Origin of the sequence: Pseudomonas batumici (genome assembly GCF_036585405.1) — a bacterium.
Taxonomy (GTDB): domain Bacteria; phylum Pseudomonadota; class Gammaproteobacteria; order Pseudomonadales; family Pseudomonadaceae; genus Aquipseudomonas; species Aquipseudomonas batumici.
Genome location: NZ_CP144470.1, coordinates 615,206 through 630,764, shown reverse-complemented (window position 1 = coordinate 630,764; position 15,559 = coordinate 615,206). Strand labels below are relative to the sequence as shown.

Sequence of the window (15,559 nt, the reverse complement as noted above, 5' to 3'; positions counted from 1 at the left end):
AAATTCAAACACGAATTCAGAGATTGGCCAGGTGGTGGCCCATGTTGCGCTCGAATTCGGCCGGGCCGACTTGCGCCACTTTCTTGCCGATCCGTACCTGGCGCTCGCCGGTTGATGGCCAATGAACCATGGTATTGAGAAACACGTTCTGCGTTTCGACGAGATCACGCGGGTCCGGTAGCGCACGGCGGTTGACCAGACGCTTCGCCTCGGCGATCGCTTCTCGGTCGAATGAGGCAATTCTTTGCGCGAGCCCGTGGACGAAGCCGTCCAGCTCCGTATCCGCAAGCGCGCGGTTGATCCACCCGTAGCGCTCCGCCGTCAAGGCATCGAAGTCGTCGCTGCCGAGGATGATTTCCAGTGCGCGGGCGCGGCCGGTCAACAGCGGCAGGCGCTCGATCGCGCCGCCGCCGGGAAGCACCCCGGCGCCTACCTCGGGTTGGCCAAGGATTGCACGTTCGATGCTGGCAAAACGCATATCCATTGCCAACGCCAGTTCCGCTCCGCCGCCACGCGTGCGACCACGAATCAAGGCGATGCTGACGGCTGGAGCCTGACTCAGGCGCACCGTCATGTCGATCCACGTCGGTAGGCCACTGGGGCCGTTGGAAACGGGGGTATCCCCCACGCGGGCAAGATCGTAGCGACCAAAGAAATAGTCGGTATTCGCGCTTTCGAAGACCACCACGCGCAGTGTCTGGCTCGCCTCGATGCGATCGACCACGGCCTGGAACTGCAACACCGTCTGCGCGTTGACGAGGTTGACGGGAGGGTTCTCGAAGCGGACCCGCCAATAGGCATTGGAGACCTCTTCAATCTGGAACTGGCTGACGCTCATATAACCTCCTTGGATCGATTGGATAACGTTCGTTATCGTAACGAACGCTATGCTACGCTGTATGGGCTGTCAAGACACTGCGATTAAAGAGGAAGCATGCGATATCCAGCCGGTTACAAGGAGGAGCGACGCAAACAGCTGCTCAAGAGCAGCGGCGCCCTGATCAAGAACAATGGATTTGCCGCCACCGGGGTCGATGCGTTGATGGCGGAAGCCGGGGTCACGAGTGGCGCTTTCTACAGCAACTTCGCTTCCAAGAATGAGCTGCTGCAAGCCCTCGTCGTCACTGAACTGTGCCAAAGCCGAGCCATCTGGGAGACCAATCCACACGATTCGCCCGAGGCATGGATAGACTTTGAGGTGGATCGCTATCTGAGCCTGCCCCACGTGAAGTGTCCAAGTGCCGGATGTGTGCTCCCTGCCTTGGGCGCCGAAATCGGGCGGGCGGCTCCCGACGTCAAGATGCTGTTCGAGCGTGAACAGCGCAAGAACATCGCCATACTGGCTGAAAAGCTCGGCAGCGAGGCGCTGGCATGGGCCTTCACTGCGCAGATGGTTGGAACCGTCCTGATGGCGCGCGCCATGCCCACCCAAGAAGCCCAGCTTGAGGTACTCAGTGCCGGGAAGACCTTCCTCAAGGCCATGATCGCCAATCATGCAGGTGGACCGGGCATCGACAACCCCAGCCAGCCTGCCTGAAAGCTTGCGCTACCTGGTTGTCCCCTTAATTCTGTTTTGTTCTATTGATATGCATTGACAGCCCTTTGCCATCAATCTTTACTCTGATTTGCGTAACGCCATCTGTATACAGGGAGTCAGCGCATGGACAAGGATTCTGAAGCAATCCAATTTCCCCCCTCCGAAAAACCCCTGTTTTTGAAATCAGCTGTCATTTAATGGATACTCGCCCATGGCCGGCATTTGTATTCCGCAGCGTAATGTCCGAAGGCAAACGGCAATGTACTCCCCCGTGAATCCTATGGATGCCGTGGTTTGCGGCGCGCGCTGAAACAGATCAGGTCGAACGAACAAAGGGAGATGGATAGATGGAACACTACCAAGAAAAACATAGAGTCTCCTCCCTTCCTTTCTGGGTGCTATCCGCGAGACAACTCTGCGATCTGGAGATGATCGTCAACGAAGCCTTTTCGCCACTGAGCGGTTTTCTGGGCCTGGAGGATTATCTCAGCGTCGTTCATCACATGAGATTGGGTTCCGGTGCCCTTTGGCCCATGCCCATCACCCTGGATATCCCGCAAACATTGGCTGATCAGCTGGTGCCGGGGGCCGAGTTGGCTCTACGTGACCCGGAAGGCGTCACGCTGGCGGTGTTGACGATCGACTCGATCTACCAGCCGGACCATCACCTCGAAGCACTGCGCGTTTTCGGCACCCAGGATAAGGGCCATCCAGGTGTGGCGGCATTGTTTCGTCAACATCCTTTTAATGTCGGCGGTAGCATTAAAAAAGTTGACTCGGTTACGCACTATGATTTTGTTGACCTGCGTTTGTCACCCCGTCAAGTCAAACAGGAAATAGCCCGGCGCGGCTGGAAGGCAGTCGTTGCCTTTCAAACACGCAACCCGATGCATTGTGCCCATATCGAATTGACCCGTCGTGCCATGAAACAGGCCAATGCGGCCTTGTTGCTCCAGCCGGTGGTGGGTTTGACCAAGCCGGATGATATCGATTACTACACACGTGTCAGGTGTTACAAACACGCCTTGAAGTCATACGCAACCGATGCCGTAATGCTGTCGTTACTGCCGCTGGCCATGCGAATGGGCGGTCCCCGCGAAGCCGTTTGGCATGCGCTGATTCGCAAGAACTTTGGGGCAACGCATTTCATCGTCGGACGTGATCACGCAGGCCCCGGCAATGACAAGCAAGGCAAGGCCTTTTATGCCCCCTATGCCGCCCAGGAACTGGCGTTGGCACATGCACAGGAAATCGGCCTGCAGATTCTTGCCTTCGAGGAAATGTTATACCTCAAGGAGGAGCGGCGTTATGCGCCGGCCTCGGAGGTGCCACGTGGCGCCCCCGTGCTGAGCCTGTCGGGAACAGCCGTCAGAGAAAAGCTGGCCAGCGGCGCCGAGATTCCCGATTGGTTCAGTACACCCGATATCGTCGCGGAACTGCGTCGATCCTATCGTCCGAAACAACAACAGGGATTTGTTCTCTTCTTTACGGGGCTGTCGGGCGCCGGCAAGTCAACGATTGCCAATGGCGTTGCCGTGCGACTGCGGGAAGACGGGAGACGAACCGTCAGCTTGCTGGATGGCGATATTGTCCGACATAGCCTCTCCAAGGGACTCGGCTTCTCGAAAGAGGACCGTGAGACCAATGTCGAACGCATCGGCTTTGTGGCTGTCGAGATCGCTCGGGCCGGTGGTGTCGCCATATGCGCCTGTATTTCCCCCTATGCGAGCACGCGCCAGGTCTGTCGAGAGTTGGCCATGACACACAAGACGGCCTTTTTCGAGATATACATCGCGGCGGACCTGGAAGTTTGCGAGAGCCGTGACCGAAAGGGCTTGTATGCCAAGGCGCGGGCTGGGCAACTCAAGGGGATGACGGGTATTGACGCGCCCTACGAGCCACCGCTGAGTCCGGATTTACGAATTGATACCGCCTGTTTGAGCGCGGCCCAGGCGGTGGAGTTGATCATTTCCACCCTGGTCGAGCTGGATTACCTCCCCTCCTCCCTCCTTCATGAGTCCTGAACCGCAATAGCGTCATGTCAGTTCAATGCCGTCCAAACCTGTTGAGCCCGCTGTGTCCCAAAGGAGAACGATGTGAACGTCACTGACAAACCTGTGTCCGATGGCAAAGCGCGTCCGCGGCCCATATTGATGATCCCGCTGCGTCGGTGCGGCAGTCATGCACTGCGGCTACGCCTCAATCTCAATCCACAGTTCTATTCGCCTTATCCACTGCACCTCGCCGACTTCATGCCGATTGTCCCCCTGTATGGCGATCTTGCCGATGACAATGCCTATTTTCGCATGGTGGTCGATGTTGTCGGCCTGCAGGCGGCCAGCATCGTCAAATGGCCGGGCATGGCCTTCGATCCGGTCGATATCTTCGAGAGGGTCCGCCACGAACCACGCAGCGTTCATCGAATTGCCTGGGAGCTGCTGTTATGCGCCGCTGAACAGCATCAAGCGCGTGTCGTGATGGACAAGTCTCTCGACGATGTGCACTACGCCCATGAGCTCATGGAGCTTTTTCCACACATGCTGCTGCTCAATGTCGTACGGGACCCACGGGCTCAGGTCGCCTCGATGAATCGTGCGATCATTCATGACTTTGATACCTTGATCAACACCCAGACCTGGGTTGCTGCGCATCGAGCGGCCCAGTCCTTGATCGAGCGCTACCCGGGGCGCGTGTTGACCATACGCTATGAAGACTTTCTGCTCGATGAAGAAACCACGCTCAAGCAGATCTGCACATTTTTCGATATTCAATTTCTGGACAAGATGCTGGATATCTCTGAGTCGCAGGAGGCCAGGCAGATTTCAAAAATGTCGGCGCTTTGGTCATCGAACTGCTTTTCTCCGATCACCACGAACATTGACAAATTCAAAGGGCAACTGAAACTTCACGAGATCGAAATGATCGAGACCCTGTCCAAGGAGTTCATGTTGCGATATGGCTATGAACCCATGACGCAGGCCAACTTTGAATTTGACACTCACATGTCGCAGGTCGCCACCGAACGCTCAGGTGACGCCAGGAAACTTGCCTGGCAAGAGTTGGAACAGGAAAACTTCCAAGACTACATCTTGCGCCAATACCGTGCGGATTACTTGGCCACGGTGCGCAACCGGCTCGAACGCAGTCGATAGGCTGTCCCCTCCTCCAGGATGTTATGCTGCAACCCCAAATCAGACATCCACGGTACGGCCCTCCCTCGAGGGCTCGTACACGTAGCGTGTGGGTGACTGGAACAAGATCACTGATCACGACGATGACCCAGCGGAAGACCCCCATGGCAAACCAAGACCTCACTTTCCTCCCCGACCCCGACTCGGAATCCATCTCCTCCGATGTCGCCGGTTTCGGCGGTCTGCTGGTCTCCACCCAGATCCCCACCCGTGCCGATGGCAGCCTGGAGCTGGGCGACATTACCCTGCAGAGCGAATGTACCCTGCAGGCGCTCAAGGTCGCGCTGGAGCGCGCCGGCAGTTCCATGGACAGGGTCCTGCACCTGACCATCTACCTCACCGACATGGCTGACCGTGCCGCTTTCAACGAAGTCTACCAACGCTTCTTCGCCAAGCCCTGGCCGGTGCGTGCCGCCGTCGGCGTGGCGGCCCTGGCGGTCGAAGGCATGCGCGTGGAAGTCACCGCGATGGCGGCCAAGGGCTGAGTTCACGGCCAAGACCTACAGTCCCGCCCGGCGAGTGGTCGCCGACCGGCAGCCTACGGGTGCCGGTCAGGCGTTTCGCCGCTACAATGCACGCCTTGCCCGTGAAGCCTGACTAAAAAACATGTCCCTACCCAAGCACCACCTGGAATTGCTCAGCCCCGCCCGCGATGTGGCCATTGCCCGCGAGGCCATCCTGCATGGCGCCGATGCCGTGTACATCGGCGGCCCGAGCTTCGGCGCCCGTCACAACGCCTGCAACGAGGTGAGCGATATCGCCGAGTTGGTGGGGTTCGCCCGTCGTTACCACGCCCGGGTGTTCACCACCCTCAATACGATCCTGCACGACAACGAGTTGGAGCCGGCCCGCAAGCTGATCCACCAACTCTACGATGCCGGCGTCGACGCGCTGATCGTCCAGGACCTGGGCGTGATGGAACTGGATATCCCGCCGATCGAGCTGCACGCCAGCACCCAGACCGACATCCGCACCCTGGCGCGGGCGAAGTTCCTCGACCAGGCTGGCTTCTCCCAACTGGTACTGGCCCGCGAGCTGAACCTGCAAGAGATCCGTGCCATCGCCGACGAGACCGATGCGGCGATCGAGTTTTTCATCCACGGTGCGCTGTGCGTGGCGTTCTCCGGTCAATGCAACATCTCCCACGCGCAGAATGGCCGCAGCGCCAACCGTGGCGACTGCTCCCAGGCCTGCCGCCTGCCGTACACCCTGAAAGACGACCAGGGTCGCGTGGTTGCCTTTGAAAAGCACCTGTTGTCGATGAAGGACAACAACCAGAGCGCCAACATTCGCGCCCTGGTTGAAGCCGGCGTGCGCTCGTTCAAGATCGAGGGCCGCTACAAGGACATGGGCTATGTGAAGAACATCACCGCCTACTACCGCCAGCGCCTGGACGACGTCCTCGAAGACCGCCCGGACCTGGCCCGCGCTTCCAGCGGCCGTACCGCGCACTTCTTCCTGCCCGATCCGGAAAAGACCTTCCATCGCGGCAGCACCGACTACTTTGTCACTGATCGCAAGATCGACATTGGCGCCTTCGACACGCCAACCTTCACCGGCTTGGCGGTGGGCGTGGTGGAGAAAGTCGGCAAGCGCGACCTGCAGGTAGTGACCCATGAGCCGCTGTCCAACGGTGACGGCCTCAATGTGCAGATCAAGCGCGAGGTGGTGGGCTTCCGCGCCAACATCGCCGAGCCCAGGGGCGAATTCGAAGAAGACGGCGAGAAGCGCTACCGCTACCGCGTCGAGCCCAACGAAATGCCGGAGGGAATGCACCGCCTGCGGCCAAACCATCCGCTGAGCCGCAACCTGGACCACAACTGGCAGCAGGCCTTGCTCAAGACATCCGCCGAACGCCGGATCGGTCTTTCCTGGGTGGCTCGCCTGCGTGAGGAGCGCCTGGAACTGACCGCCACCAGCGAGGAAGGCGTCAGCGCCAGCGTTGCCCTGGAGGGGCCGTTCGGGATCGCCAACAAGCCGGAACAGGCCCTGGAGCAACTGCACGACCTGCTCGGCCAACTGGGCACCACCCAGTACCACGCCACCGATATCAAGCTGGATGCACCACAGGCGTATTTCATTCCCAACTCGCAGCTCAAGACCTTGCGTCGTGAGGTCATCGAAGCGTTGACCGCAGCCCGCGTCAAGGCTCACCCCCGCGGCGGTCGCAAGGCCGAGACCACTCCGCCACCGGTGTACCCGGAGTCGCACCTGTCATTCCTGGCCAACGTCTACAACCAGAAGGCCCGCGATTTCTATCACCGTCACGGCGTCAAGTTGATCGACGCGGCCTTCGAGGCTCACGAGGAAACCGGCGAGGTGCCGGTGATGATCACCAAACACTGCCTGCGCTTCTCCTTCAACCTCTGCCCCAAGCAGGCCAAGGGTGTTACGGGGGTACGGACCAAGGTCGCGCCGATGCAACTGATACAGGGTGACGAGGTGCTGACGCTGAAGTTCGACTGCAAGCCTTGCGAGATGCACGTGATCGGCAAGATCAAGGGGCATATCCTTGACCTGCCGCAACCGGGTAGCGGGGTGCAGCAAGTCGTCGGGCATATCAGTCCTGAAGATCTGCTCAAGACGATTCATCGGGCGCCGCATTGAGTGCATGAGAGTGCGACAAAGGAACGGGGAGCAAAAGCTCCCCGTTCCTTTGTATTGACTGAAGACGCGGATCACTCGGAGACTACTCACCTCACTTGCAGCGGTGCGGCGTCCCGACAAGCCCGCCGCCACAAGACCGCGCTCGGCGTCAAAGAGCACAGCACCTACATTCAGTGCATCTTGCTGTGGTCGGCCATGCCGTTCAGCGCCCGCGCCTTGGCCTTGACCTCGATCGATTCCTTGATCCCCTTGGCGTTTTCCACCACCAGCGTCAGCGGCACTTCGTCGCCCTCCTTCACCTGCCCCACCAGGTCGATCAGCATCACGTGATAGCCCTCGGGCTCGATGGCCACCGGCTTGCCCGCCGGCAACGGCACGAAGTCCACCGGCTGCATGCTCATGACGTCGTTTTCCATCTTCGACTGGTGGATCTGCACAATCCTGGCCACCGGCGATTTCGCCTCCAGCAGCTTGGCGTCTTCGCTGGAAGTGATCCGCATGAAGGCCCCGCTCGAAGGCTGGCCAAGCACGGTGGCGCGCACCCAGGCATCTTCCACGGTGGTTTGGGCAAAGGCCGGGATACTCAGCAGTGCGAGCAGGGAAAACATCAGGGTATTCAAGGATTTCATGGCTTCAACCTTATAAGCTCGAGTATTCATCAGCAGACTGACATCACGGTGAGCAAGTCATCTGCGCACTGCTTGGCCGACAGCGACGGCGACAGCCCCAGGCGCAGCACGCCCCGCGTGTCATAGACAAAACTGGTCGCCGTATGGGACAGCGTGTAGGTCGAGCCGCTGGGGATCTTTTCGTAGAACACCTTGAATTCCTTGGCGGTGGCCGCGGTTTCTTCCAGGCTGCCATAGAGTGCGACAAAGCTCGGGTCGAAGGCCTTTACATAGGCATCGAGCACCTTGGGCGTATCGCGTTCCGGGTCCAGGGTGATGAAGATCACCTGCAATCGGTCGCCGTCCGGACCCATCAGCTTCTTGGCCTGCACCGCCCGGGCCAGTGCGGTCGGGCAGACGGCCGGGCACTGGGTGAAGCCGAAAAACACCATCGGCATCATGCCGCGGAAACTCGAGAGCGTTTTGACGTTGCCCGCGGTGTCCTTCAGTTTGAAGGTCCGCCCGAGGATCTCGTCGCTGAGGTCCTTGCCGTATTTGTACGACAGGCCGTTGGAGCTGTCGCAACCGGTCAGCATGCCGAGGCCGAGCAAGCCAAGGCCGGCAACGACCTGGCGGCGAGTCAGCAATTCATTCATGTTCTGTAGTCCTTCCTGTGAAGCGGTGTCGCGGCCTTGCGTGGCCGGATAAACGCGCCTTGACGCGCATCAGGGAGCGTAAGGGCTTATCGGCGGCAGGCCGTCTCGACAATGTTCGATACGGCGGATCAGACGCTGGCGCGAGGCGGTGCGCGGGAGCGGGCCCCCGGGAAAACCGGGGCCGAGGCCTGCTCGGGGGTGAAGTGATGGTGCGCAAAGCTGACCGGGGTCTGTCCCAGGCGAGGAGCCAGGGCATGGGCGTCGCCCAGCGCCGGGTGCTGGAACAGCAACGAGCAGTAACCGCATTTCTCCCAGATCATCGTACCGTGATGATCCGCCGAGCCGGAGTCCTGCAGCGCTGCCACACCCGGGCCGGGCACTGCGCCGCAGATTTCCTCGTTCGACGGGCCGGCGCCGTGGGCCAGGCTCATCCCCTGCCCGATCAACGGGCCGACGAAGACCAGCAGCATGGCCAGCAGGCTGAGCCAGGCGGCGGTGCGGCGGCGTCCGGACGGTCGAAGGCACAGGATGGGTTTCATGGGCGCAGAATGTAACACCGACGGTGTGGCGGGTGGTGCGACAAAATGGCACATCCAGTGCCGCACCACGGCTTCAGCGCCTCAGGCCAGCTTGACGTTCATGGTGATCCGCGCCGTGAACACCTGCACGCCCTCCTCGTCACGGATGTCCACCACGACGATCTTGTCCCCCGCCGTCGACCAGTCGACGGCGCTGCCATCGGCCACGGCATGTACGCCGGTCTTGGCCTTGGCCAGGTATTCGACCGTCATGCCCTTGGGAATCCAGCGGGCGCCGGCCGGAATCGACACATCGGTCATCACCCCGGCCGCCAGCTCCGCAGCATTGCACAGGGCAATGGCGTGGACGGTGCCCAGGTGATTGGTGATTTCCCGACGAAACGGCACCTGGACCTGCGAATACCCGGCTCGCAGTTCGCTGATCAACGGGTTGATGGTGCTGAAGTAAGGGGCCATCTGGCAGGCCAACTGACTGAATTTTTCCGGACCTACGCTGGTGAACATGTTCAGGGACTGGCTCATCGGGTGTACCTCAGTGGGTGTCTTGTTCGATTAACAGAATATTATTCTGTAAAAGAACAATATTCTGCTTGTTGAAAATCTGTCAAGCTCACCCTGCTGTTCCCTCCCATTGCTGTCTTGCCACCGGACTTCAGGTTGTTGTTTCCATGGAAAACCTCGATCTTCTCGAACGCTGTTACCCGGGCCGCCGGGCCGAATTGAAACGCGCGATCCTGGCGCAGGCACTGTCCAGCTTCAACGAGCACGGGATCGAGGCCACGACGATCGAGACCATCCGCGCCGAGTGCGACACCAGCGTGGGCGCGATCTATCACCACTTCGGCAACAAGGAGGGATTGGTGGCGGCGCTGTTCTTCGCCGCGCTGGAGGACCAGGCCGCGCTGCGTGAGCGCTATCTCTCGGCGGCCCGGACCTTGAAGGACGGTGTGCAGGCGCTGGTGTACAGCTATGTCGACTGGGTCGACGAACAACCGCAATGGGCGCGGTTCCAGTTCCAGGCGCGCTTTGTCGTGGCCCAGGGGCCCCACGCCGCGGAATTAGCCACGCGCAACAAGGCCCGTAACCGACAGTTGCGCGAATGGCTGGGTGAACCGGCCCACGCCGACAGCCTCAAGGCCATTCCTGCGGAGCTGCTGCTGTCGTTGATTGTCGGGCAGGCGGAGAACTACTGTCGGGCCTGGTTATCCGGACGGGTCCAGAGTCGCCCGGGGATCTTCAGGTCCGAACTGGCCGAAGCCGCTTGGCGGTCTCTGCAGATCTAGCCGAGTGCGGGGTTCAGGGGTGTGCCAGCAACTCGAACAGTCGTGCATGCTCGGGAAACCGGGCGACTAGTTCGTGGCACCGCCCCAGGGTCATGTCGGCAAAGTCGAAACCGGGACACACGGCCTCGCTGATCAGCCCGTAGCCTGTCGATCCGGCCAACAGCCGCGAGGCTTTCCAGACGCCGCCCGGAACATGCAGTTGCAGGCACTGGCCGGCGCGGACATCACTGCCCATGACCACGGTTTTCAAGCGGCCATCCGGAAAGACGAGGCTGTACTCGATGGCGTCGCCCAGATGGTAGTAGTGCAGGATATCGGACCGGTTCAGGTGGAAATGACCGATGGGCGCGGCCTCGGTCAACAGGTAGTAGATGGAGGTCATCAGGTAGCGTTCGCCATCGGCGGTGGCGAGCATGGCGCGCCCATCGGCCTGAAAGGTTCGCCGGTAGTAACCGCCTTCCACATGGGGTTCCAGGTTCAAGGCGGCAACCAGTTGCTGCGCATCGGGAGGCTGTCTGTCCATGGGAGGGGCCGTCTTTCTGAGGGATGTCGGGAGAGTTGCCGCCCGGAGTATGACGCCCGCCGGGCGACGAATGAAAGCATTGGCGGAAGGCAGCCGGAGTCGAACCTGCCCGGGAACGGATGCCGTCCCCAACCGGGTTTGAAGCCCGGCCGCGCCACCGGGCGCGATTACCTTCCTTGAAATCCTTATGCCTGCCCTTCCCGGGCCAGTGCACTGTCGGCGCGAATGTAGCGCAGATTGCCGACTCGCCGGGTCAGGCCGATACGGTCGAAAAACTCCAGTATCTGAATGCAGCGTTTACGCCCCAACCCCAGCCGATCACGAAAGGCGATCACCCGCACCGGCGGGTTGTCCGCCGCCAATTGCACCAGCATAGCCGCCAATTGCCGGACTGCCGCGTCCGTGTAGAAACGGTCGTGCACCACCCGGTACACCAGCCCCAGCCGGGCCAGCTTGCACAGCAGCAAACGTACGGCGTCTTCATCGCGCCCGGTAGCGAGTGCCAGGGCGCGAACCCAGGGCGGATCGATAGCGCTCTGCTCCAGCAGCGGTTGCAGTTGTCGCCACAGGCCCTCGTCCTCTTCGCTCAAGCACACCTGATGGTCAGGCAGATGCAGCCAGGGTCCGCTGGCGACAATCATGCCGTCGTCGAGCAACACGTCCAGCAGGCTGATGAACGCCGGTCGTTCCAATGGCAAGGCGGCAAAGCGGCGCAAGCGCTCGCGATCCGGCCCCAGTTGATCGGGCTCCAGCGCGTGAAAGCGCGCCAGTTGCGCGAGCAACGCGTCTTTGTGCGCTTGCCAACCGGTGCTACTGAATAGCAGCGATCCTTGGCGCGTGGCGATCACACGGATATCGGCGGGCAGCTCCCAGGTGTCGCGCGGGCGATTGAACTGGCGTTCCAAGCGTTGCGGATCGAGGCCGCCGGCGCAGCCGGCCAGCAATGCCGGCAACACCGCCTCCAGGCTCCGGGCCTGCGCCAAGGCCTGTAACTGCGCCAGACGTTCGGGGCTGCGCCGCTGCCGGGTCGGTGCAAAGGGATCGAGCACCCGTCCACCGCCGAGGGTCCGTTGTGCGCTTTGATCGCGTAATACCAGGCGGTCACCGTGCACGGCCTGCAAGGGCTCATGGGCCAGCAACTGGGCAAAGGCCCGCCCTCCCGGTTCCAGCTGCGTGGTGTCCAGCAAGGCCACCCGCCCCAGCACATCCTGGGTGCCCAGATGAATGTGGACCGGGCTGAAATGTTCGAATTTTCGTGCTTCGCTGGCCAGCAGTTGCAGTTCGATGTCCAGTCGCCGGGTAGGCGCGTGCAGCCACTCGGCCTGCAACCAGTGGCCGCGATGAATCTGCTCGAGCGTCAGGCGCTCGGCGCTCAGGTTCAGCGCCACCCGCTGCCCGGCGAAGGCTTCGCTGGCCGGCTGGTTTTGCGCATGCAGGCCGCGGACCCGAACGGCTTTGCCCGTGGGGCCTAAGGCCAGGACGTCACCGGTGCTGACATGGCCGGACAAGGCCGTACCCGTGACGACAATGCCGCTACCCGTCACGTTGAAGGCACGGTCGATGGCCAGGCGAAAACCGCCTTCGTCACTGCGTCGGCGAACCTCGTCCTGGGCCTGGAGCAAGGCCTGGCGCAGTGTCTCGATCCCCTCGCCGGTGACACTGGACACCTCGACCAGCGGCGCCTGTGCATAGGGTCCAGCCGCTAGCAGCGTCTGGATCTCGAGGCGTACCTGGGCCCTGCGCGCGGGCTCGACCCGATCGCATTTGCTGATCGCCACCAGCGCCCGGGGGATGCCCAGCAGCTCGACAATCGCCAGGTGTTCACGGGTCTGGGGCATCACCCCATCATCGGCGGCCACCACCAGCAACACCAGGTCGATCCCCTGGGCACCGGCCAGCATGTTATGGATAAACCGCTCATGACCGGGCACATCGATAAAGCCGGTGAGCGCGGCGTCGGCAGCAAGGGGCGCATAGAGATAACCCAGGTCGATGGTGATACCCCGCTCGCGCTCCTCTCGACGTTTGTTGCCGGCCTGCCCGGTCAGCGCCTGGAGCAGGCGGGTCTTGCCATGGTCGATATGCCCCGCCGTCCCTACGATCACCCCGCCCGACTCCTGGTTGGTCCCACCACCGCACTTTTTGCAGGAGCGAGCTTGCTCGCGATAAACGATGACGCGGTCCCAGGATTCAACCCATCAAGCTGTGCCACCCAGACCGCCTCGTCCTCCAACTGCCGCAGATCCAGCCACAGGGCGTCGTCATCGATCCGCCCCAACACCGGAATCGGCAAGCCCCGCAAAGCTGCTTCCAGCCCCTGCAGGCTGCGACCGCGCAGGCGTTTCGAGGTATTGGCCCGCAGGCACAACGCCGCGCTGGGCAGCCGCGCCACCGGTTGACTGCCGCTGCCGATCATGCCCAGCGCCGGAACGGCCGAGACATTCCAGCCCTCTCCCAATACACCGGCCAGTATCGGGCACAGGCGTTCGGCCTGGGCGAGGATCTCGACCTGGGGCCGGGTCAGCAGGCGCAGGCTGGGCAGGCGTTCGGCCAGACGGTCCGGGTTGCGGTACAGCCCCAGCACCGCCTCCAGTGCGGCGAGGGTCAGCTTGTCCACCCGCAACGCCCGTTTGAGCGGGTTCTTCTTGATCTTCGCGATCAGTTCCTTGCCCCCGACAATCAAGCCGGCCTGGGGACCGCCGAGCAATTTATCGCCGCTGAAAGTGACGATATCGGCGCCGTCCTCCAGCGCCTGGCGCACCGTCGGTTCGGCAGGCAGGCCCCAGCGGGTGAGGTCCAGCAGGCTGCCGCTGCCCAGGTCTTCGAGCAGCGGCAAGCCATGCCGATGGGCAATCCGCGCCAACTCGGCGGTGGGCACCTGGGCGGTGAAGCCCTGGATGTTGTAGTTGCTGGCGTGCACGCGCATCAGCAAACCGCTGCGCGGGCCGATGGCGCTTTCATAGTCACGGGCATGGGTGCGATTGGTGGTGCCCACCTCATGCAGGCGGACGCCGGCGCGGGCCATGATGTCGGGAATGCGAAAGGCCCCGCCGATCTCGATCAACTCGCCCCGGGAGATGATGCCCTCCTTGCGCTGCCCCAGGCTGTTGAGGGCGAGCAGCACGGCGGCGGCATTGTTGTTGACCACGGTGACGGCTTCGGCGCCGGTCAGCTCGCGAATCAGACCCTCGATCAGGTCGTCACGGTCGCCGCGCTTGCCGCTGTGCAGGTCGAATTCGAGGTTGAGCGGGTAACGGGCCGCGGTTTGCACGGCGTCTATGGCGACTTCAGGCAGCAGCGCCCGGCCGAGGTTGGTGTGCAATACCGTGCCGGTCAGGTTGAACACCCGTTGCACACGGCTGCGGTGCTGGTTGAACAGGCGCTCGCCGGCCCTGCCCGCGAGGACTGCCGGGGTCAGTTCGGCGGCACAGAGTTGGCCTGAGCGGACCGGTTCACGCAGTTCGTCGAGCAGATGCCGCAAGGTCGCCAGCAAGGCATCACGGCCGTAGCGCTCGACCAGGGGCTGGCAGGCGGAATTGCGCAAAAGGCTGTCGATGGAAGGCAGGCGGGGCGGGACGGCGGCAAGGCTCGAAGACATCAGCGGTTTCCTGAATACGCGATGCTAAAACCTGAGTGTAGACGCCAATCTCCGGCCTACGCGGCTGCCCTCTGTAGGAGCGAGGGTGGCGGTTCAATCGCCCCCAGGTGCCAGCAAAAGATTCGGCGCCTGGCGCAGGTAACCCTCCTGGTCGAGACGAATGTCCAGCGCCAGGCTGCTGATATCGGCCGAAAGCGCCTCGGCCTCGGCGTCCTCTTCCAGATAGAGCAACTTCAGATAGCTGTTGCAGCCGGGACAGATCTCCGCCCGCAGGGGCGCATGACCAGCCGCATGGCTGTCATCCCCCAGGCTCAGATACTTGAGCCCCTTGCTCTGTTCGCAGTAGATGCATTTGACCCGCACCACATGCCATTCGCAGGCGCACAGCGAACACACTAGGTAGCGCAGGCCGTTGAACTTGCCCCGGTGCCGGATCACCCCGGCCATGGCCGGCGAACCGCAGGCCGGACATTGGGCCAGGCTGTCGCAGGGTTTCAGTGCCAGGTTCGGCACATTCAGCAGCCAATGGCTCCAGGCCGCCTGCAACGCGGCCCCGAGAAACGGCACCAGCGCCGCCGGCAGGCCGGCGTACTGGCCGCTCAGCAAGGCCAACGCCCAGACCTTGCGTTGTCCGGCGTGGCTGTCCTGCAAGGTGCCGATGGCCTGGCGTACGGCAGGTGTTGTGGCCGCAACACCTGACAACAAGGCATCCAGCCAAGGCAACCACAGGTCTTCGCGCACCAGGCTGTCGGCGGCCAGCGGCGGCAGGCCATGTTCCAGGCACAGCCGTTGGCGTTCGGGATCAGGCGAAACGGTGGTCGGCGGTTGCTCCAGCAGTTGCTGCTGTACCCGGCAAAGCCCGGCCACCAGGCCGATGTACTCGGCCAACGGATGCCCGGGCGCCAGTTGCTCCAGCCGGGCGGCCCGCAGGGCGAACAGCGCCTTTGGCGGCAGGTTCAGGAACGGCGGCGCGCTGGCCGAGGCCTCGATCTGTCCAGGTTCCAATATCGTGCTCAA

At 62.0% G+C, this 15,559-nt stretch carries 15 protein-coding genes and 1 tRNA gene; 6 read left to right on the top strand and 10 right to left on the bottom strand.

Annotation, left to right across the window (positions count from 1 at the left end; genetic code table 11):
- Positions 1-16: 16 nt before the first annotated feature.
- Positions 17-838 (bottom strand): enoyl-CoA hydratase/isomerase family protein, encoded by an 822-nt coding sequence (locus NUH87_RS02495; RefSeq protein WP_338524567.1) that lies wholly within the window; start codon positions 836-838, stop codon positions 17-19.
- 96 nt (positions 839-934) lie between these two features.
- Here NUH87_RS02495 and NUH87_RS02490 point away from each other — a divergent pair, with 96 nt between their 5' ends.
- The 5 genes from NUH87_RS02490 to NUH87_RS02470 all read left to right on the top strand — a co-directional run bounded on the left by NUH87_RS02490 (position 935) and on the right by NUH87_RS02470 (position 7,335).
- A complete protein-coding gene (locus NUH87_RS02490; RefSeq protein ID WP_338524566.1) occupies positions 935-1,537 on the top strand; it encodes a TetR/AcrR family transcriptional regulator in 603 nt (200 codons plus the stop codon).
- A 347-nt stretch (positions 1,538-1,884) separates the two neighbouring features.
- Entirely contained in the window at positions 1,885-3,561 is a 1,677-nt protein-coding gene (locus tag NUH87_RS02485) for a bifunctional sulfate adenylyltransferase/adenylylsulfate kinase (RefSeq protein WP_338524565.1), read from the top strand.
- Between the two features lie 72 nt (positions 3,562-3,633).
- Positions 3,634-4,689 carry a sulfotransferase gene (locus tag NUH87_RS02480; protein ID WP_338524564.1) on the top strand — a complete coding sequence of 352 codons (1,056 nt, stop codon included), beginning with the start codon at positions 3,634-3,636 and terminating at the stop codon, positions 4,687-4,689.
- Between the two features lie 143 nt (positions 4,690-4,832).
- Positions 4,833-5,213: a RidA family protein gene (locus NUH87_RS02475; RefSeq protein WP_338524563.1), complete on the top strand. Its 381-nt coding sequence runs from the start codon at positions 4,833-4,835 to the stop codon at positions 5,211-5,213.
- Between the two features lie 121 nt (positions 5,214-5,334).
- Positions 5,335-7,335, top strand: a complete 2,001-nt coding sequence (locus NUH87_RS02470; protein WP_338524562.1) for a U32 family peptidase — start codon at positions 5,335-5,337, stop codon at positions 7,333-7,335.
- A 170-nt stretch (positions 7,336-7,505) separates the two neighbouring features.
- Here NUH87_RS02470 and NUH87_RS02465 read toward each other — a convergent pair whose 3' ends face one another.
- The 4 genes from NUH87_RS02465 to NUH87_RS02450 form a co-directional block, all read right to left on the bottom strand.
- The gene (locus tag NUH87_RS02465) at positions 7,506-7,964 is read right to left on the bottom strand and encodes a copper chaperone PCu(A)C (RefSeq protein ID WP_338524561.1); all 459 of its coding nucleotides are present in this window, start codon (positions 7,962-7,964) and stop codon (positions 7,506-7,508) included.
- Positions 7,965-7,993: 29 nt separating this feature from the next.
- Positions 7,994-8,599 (bottom strand): SCO family protein, encoded by a 606-nt coding sequence (locus NUH87_RS02460; RefSeq protein ID WP_040067201.1) that lies wholly within the window; start codon positions 8,597-8,599, stop codon positions 7,994-7,996.
- Between the two features lie 128 nt (positions 8,600-8,727).
- Positions 8,728-9,138 (bottom strand): DUF2946 domain-containing protein, encoded by a 411-nt coding sequence (locus NUH87_RS02455; RefSeq protein ID WP_338524560.1) that lies wholly within the window; start codon positions 9,136-9,138, stop codon positions 8,728-8,730.
- Positions 9,139-9,219: 81 nt separating this feature from the next.
- Positions 9,220-9,660, bottom strand: a complete 441-nt coding sequence (locus NUH87_RS02450; protein WP_338524559.1) for a hotdog fold domain-containing protein — start codon at positions 9,658-9,660, stop codon at positions 9,220-9,222.
- 146 nt (positions 9,661-9,806) lie between these two features.
- Here NUH87_RS02450 and NUH87_RS02445 point away from each other — a divergent pair, with 146 nt between their 5' ends.
- A complete protein-coding gene (locus NUH87_RS02445; RefSeq protein WP_338524558.1) occupies positions 9,807-10,421 on the top strand; it encodes a TetR/AcrR family transcriptional regulator in 615 nt (204 codons plus the stop codon).
- A gap of 13 nt (positions 10,422-10,434) precedes the next feature.
- Here the strand turns inward: NUH87_RS02445 and NUH87_RS02440 are convergent, their stop codons facing one another.
- From NUH87_RS02440 to fdhE, 5 genes are all read right to left on the bottom strand, one after another.
- Entirely contained in the window at positions 10,435-10,944 is a 510-nt protein-coding gene (locus NUH87_RS02440; RefSeq protein WP_338524557.1) for a cupin domain-containing protein, read from the bottom strand.
- Between the two features lie 80 nt (positions 10,945-11,024).
- A tRNA-Sec gene (locus NUH87_RS02435) sits at positions 11,025-11,120 on the bottom strand.
- Positions 11,121-11,129: 9 nt separating this feature from the next.
- Positions 11,130-13,049, bottom strand: coding sequence for a selenocysteine-specific translation elongation factor (gene selB, locus NUH87_RS02430; protein WP_338524556.1), 1,920 nt, complete (start codon positions 13,047-13,049; stop codon positions 11,130-11,132).
- On the bottom strand, positions 13,046-14,542 hold the full coding sequence (selA, locus tag NUH87_RS02425; protein ID WP_338524555.1) for an L-seryl-tRNA(Sec) selenium transferase: 1,497 nt from the start codon (positions 14,540-14,542) through the stop codon (positions 13,046-13,048). The genes selB and selA overlap by 4 nt, the downstream gene beginning before the upstream one ends.
- 93 nt (positions 14,543-14,635) lie before the next feature.
- The gene (gene fdhE, locus NUH87_RS02420; protein ID WP_338524553.1) at positions 14,636-15,559 is read right to left on the bottom strand and encodes a formate dehydrogenase accessory protein FdhE; all 924 of its coding nucleotides are present in this window, start codon (positions 15,557-15,559) and stop codon (positions 14,636-14,638) included.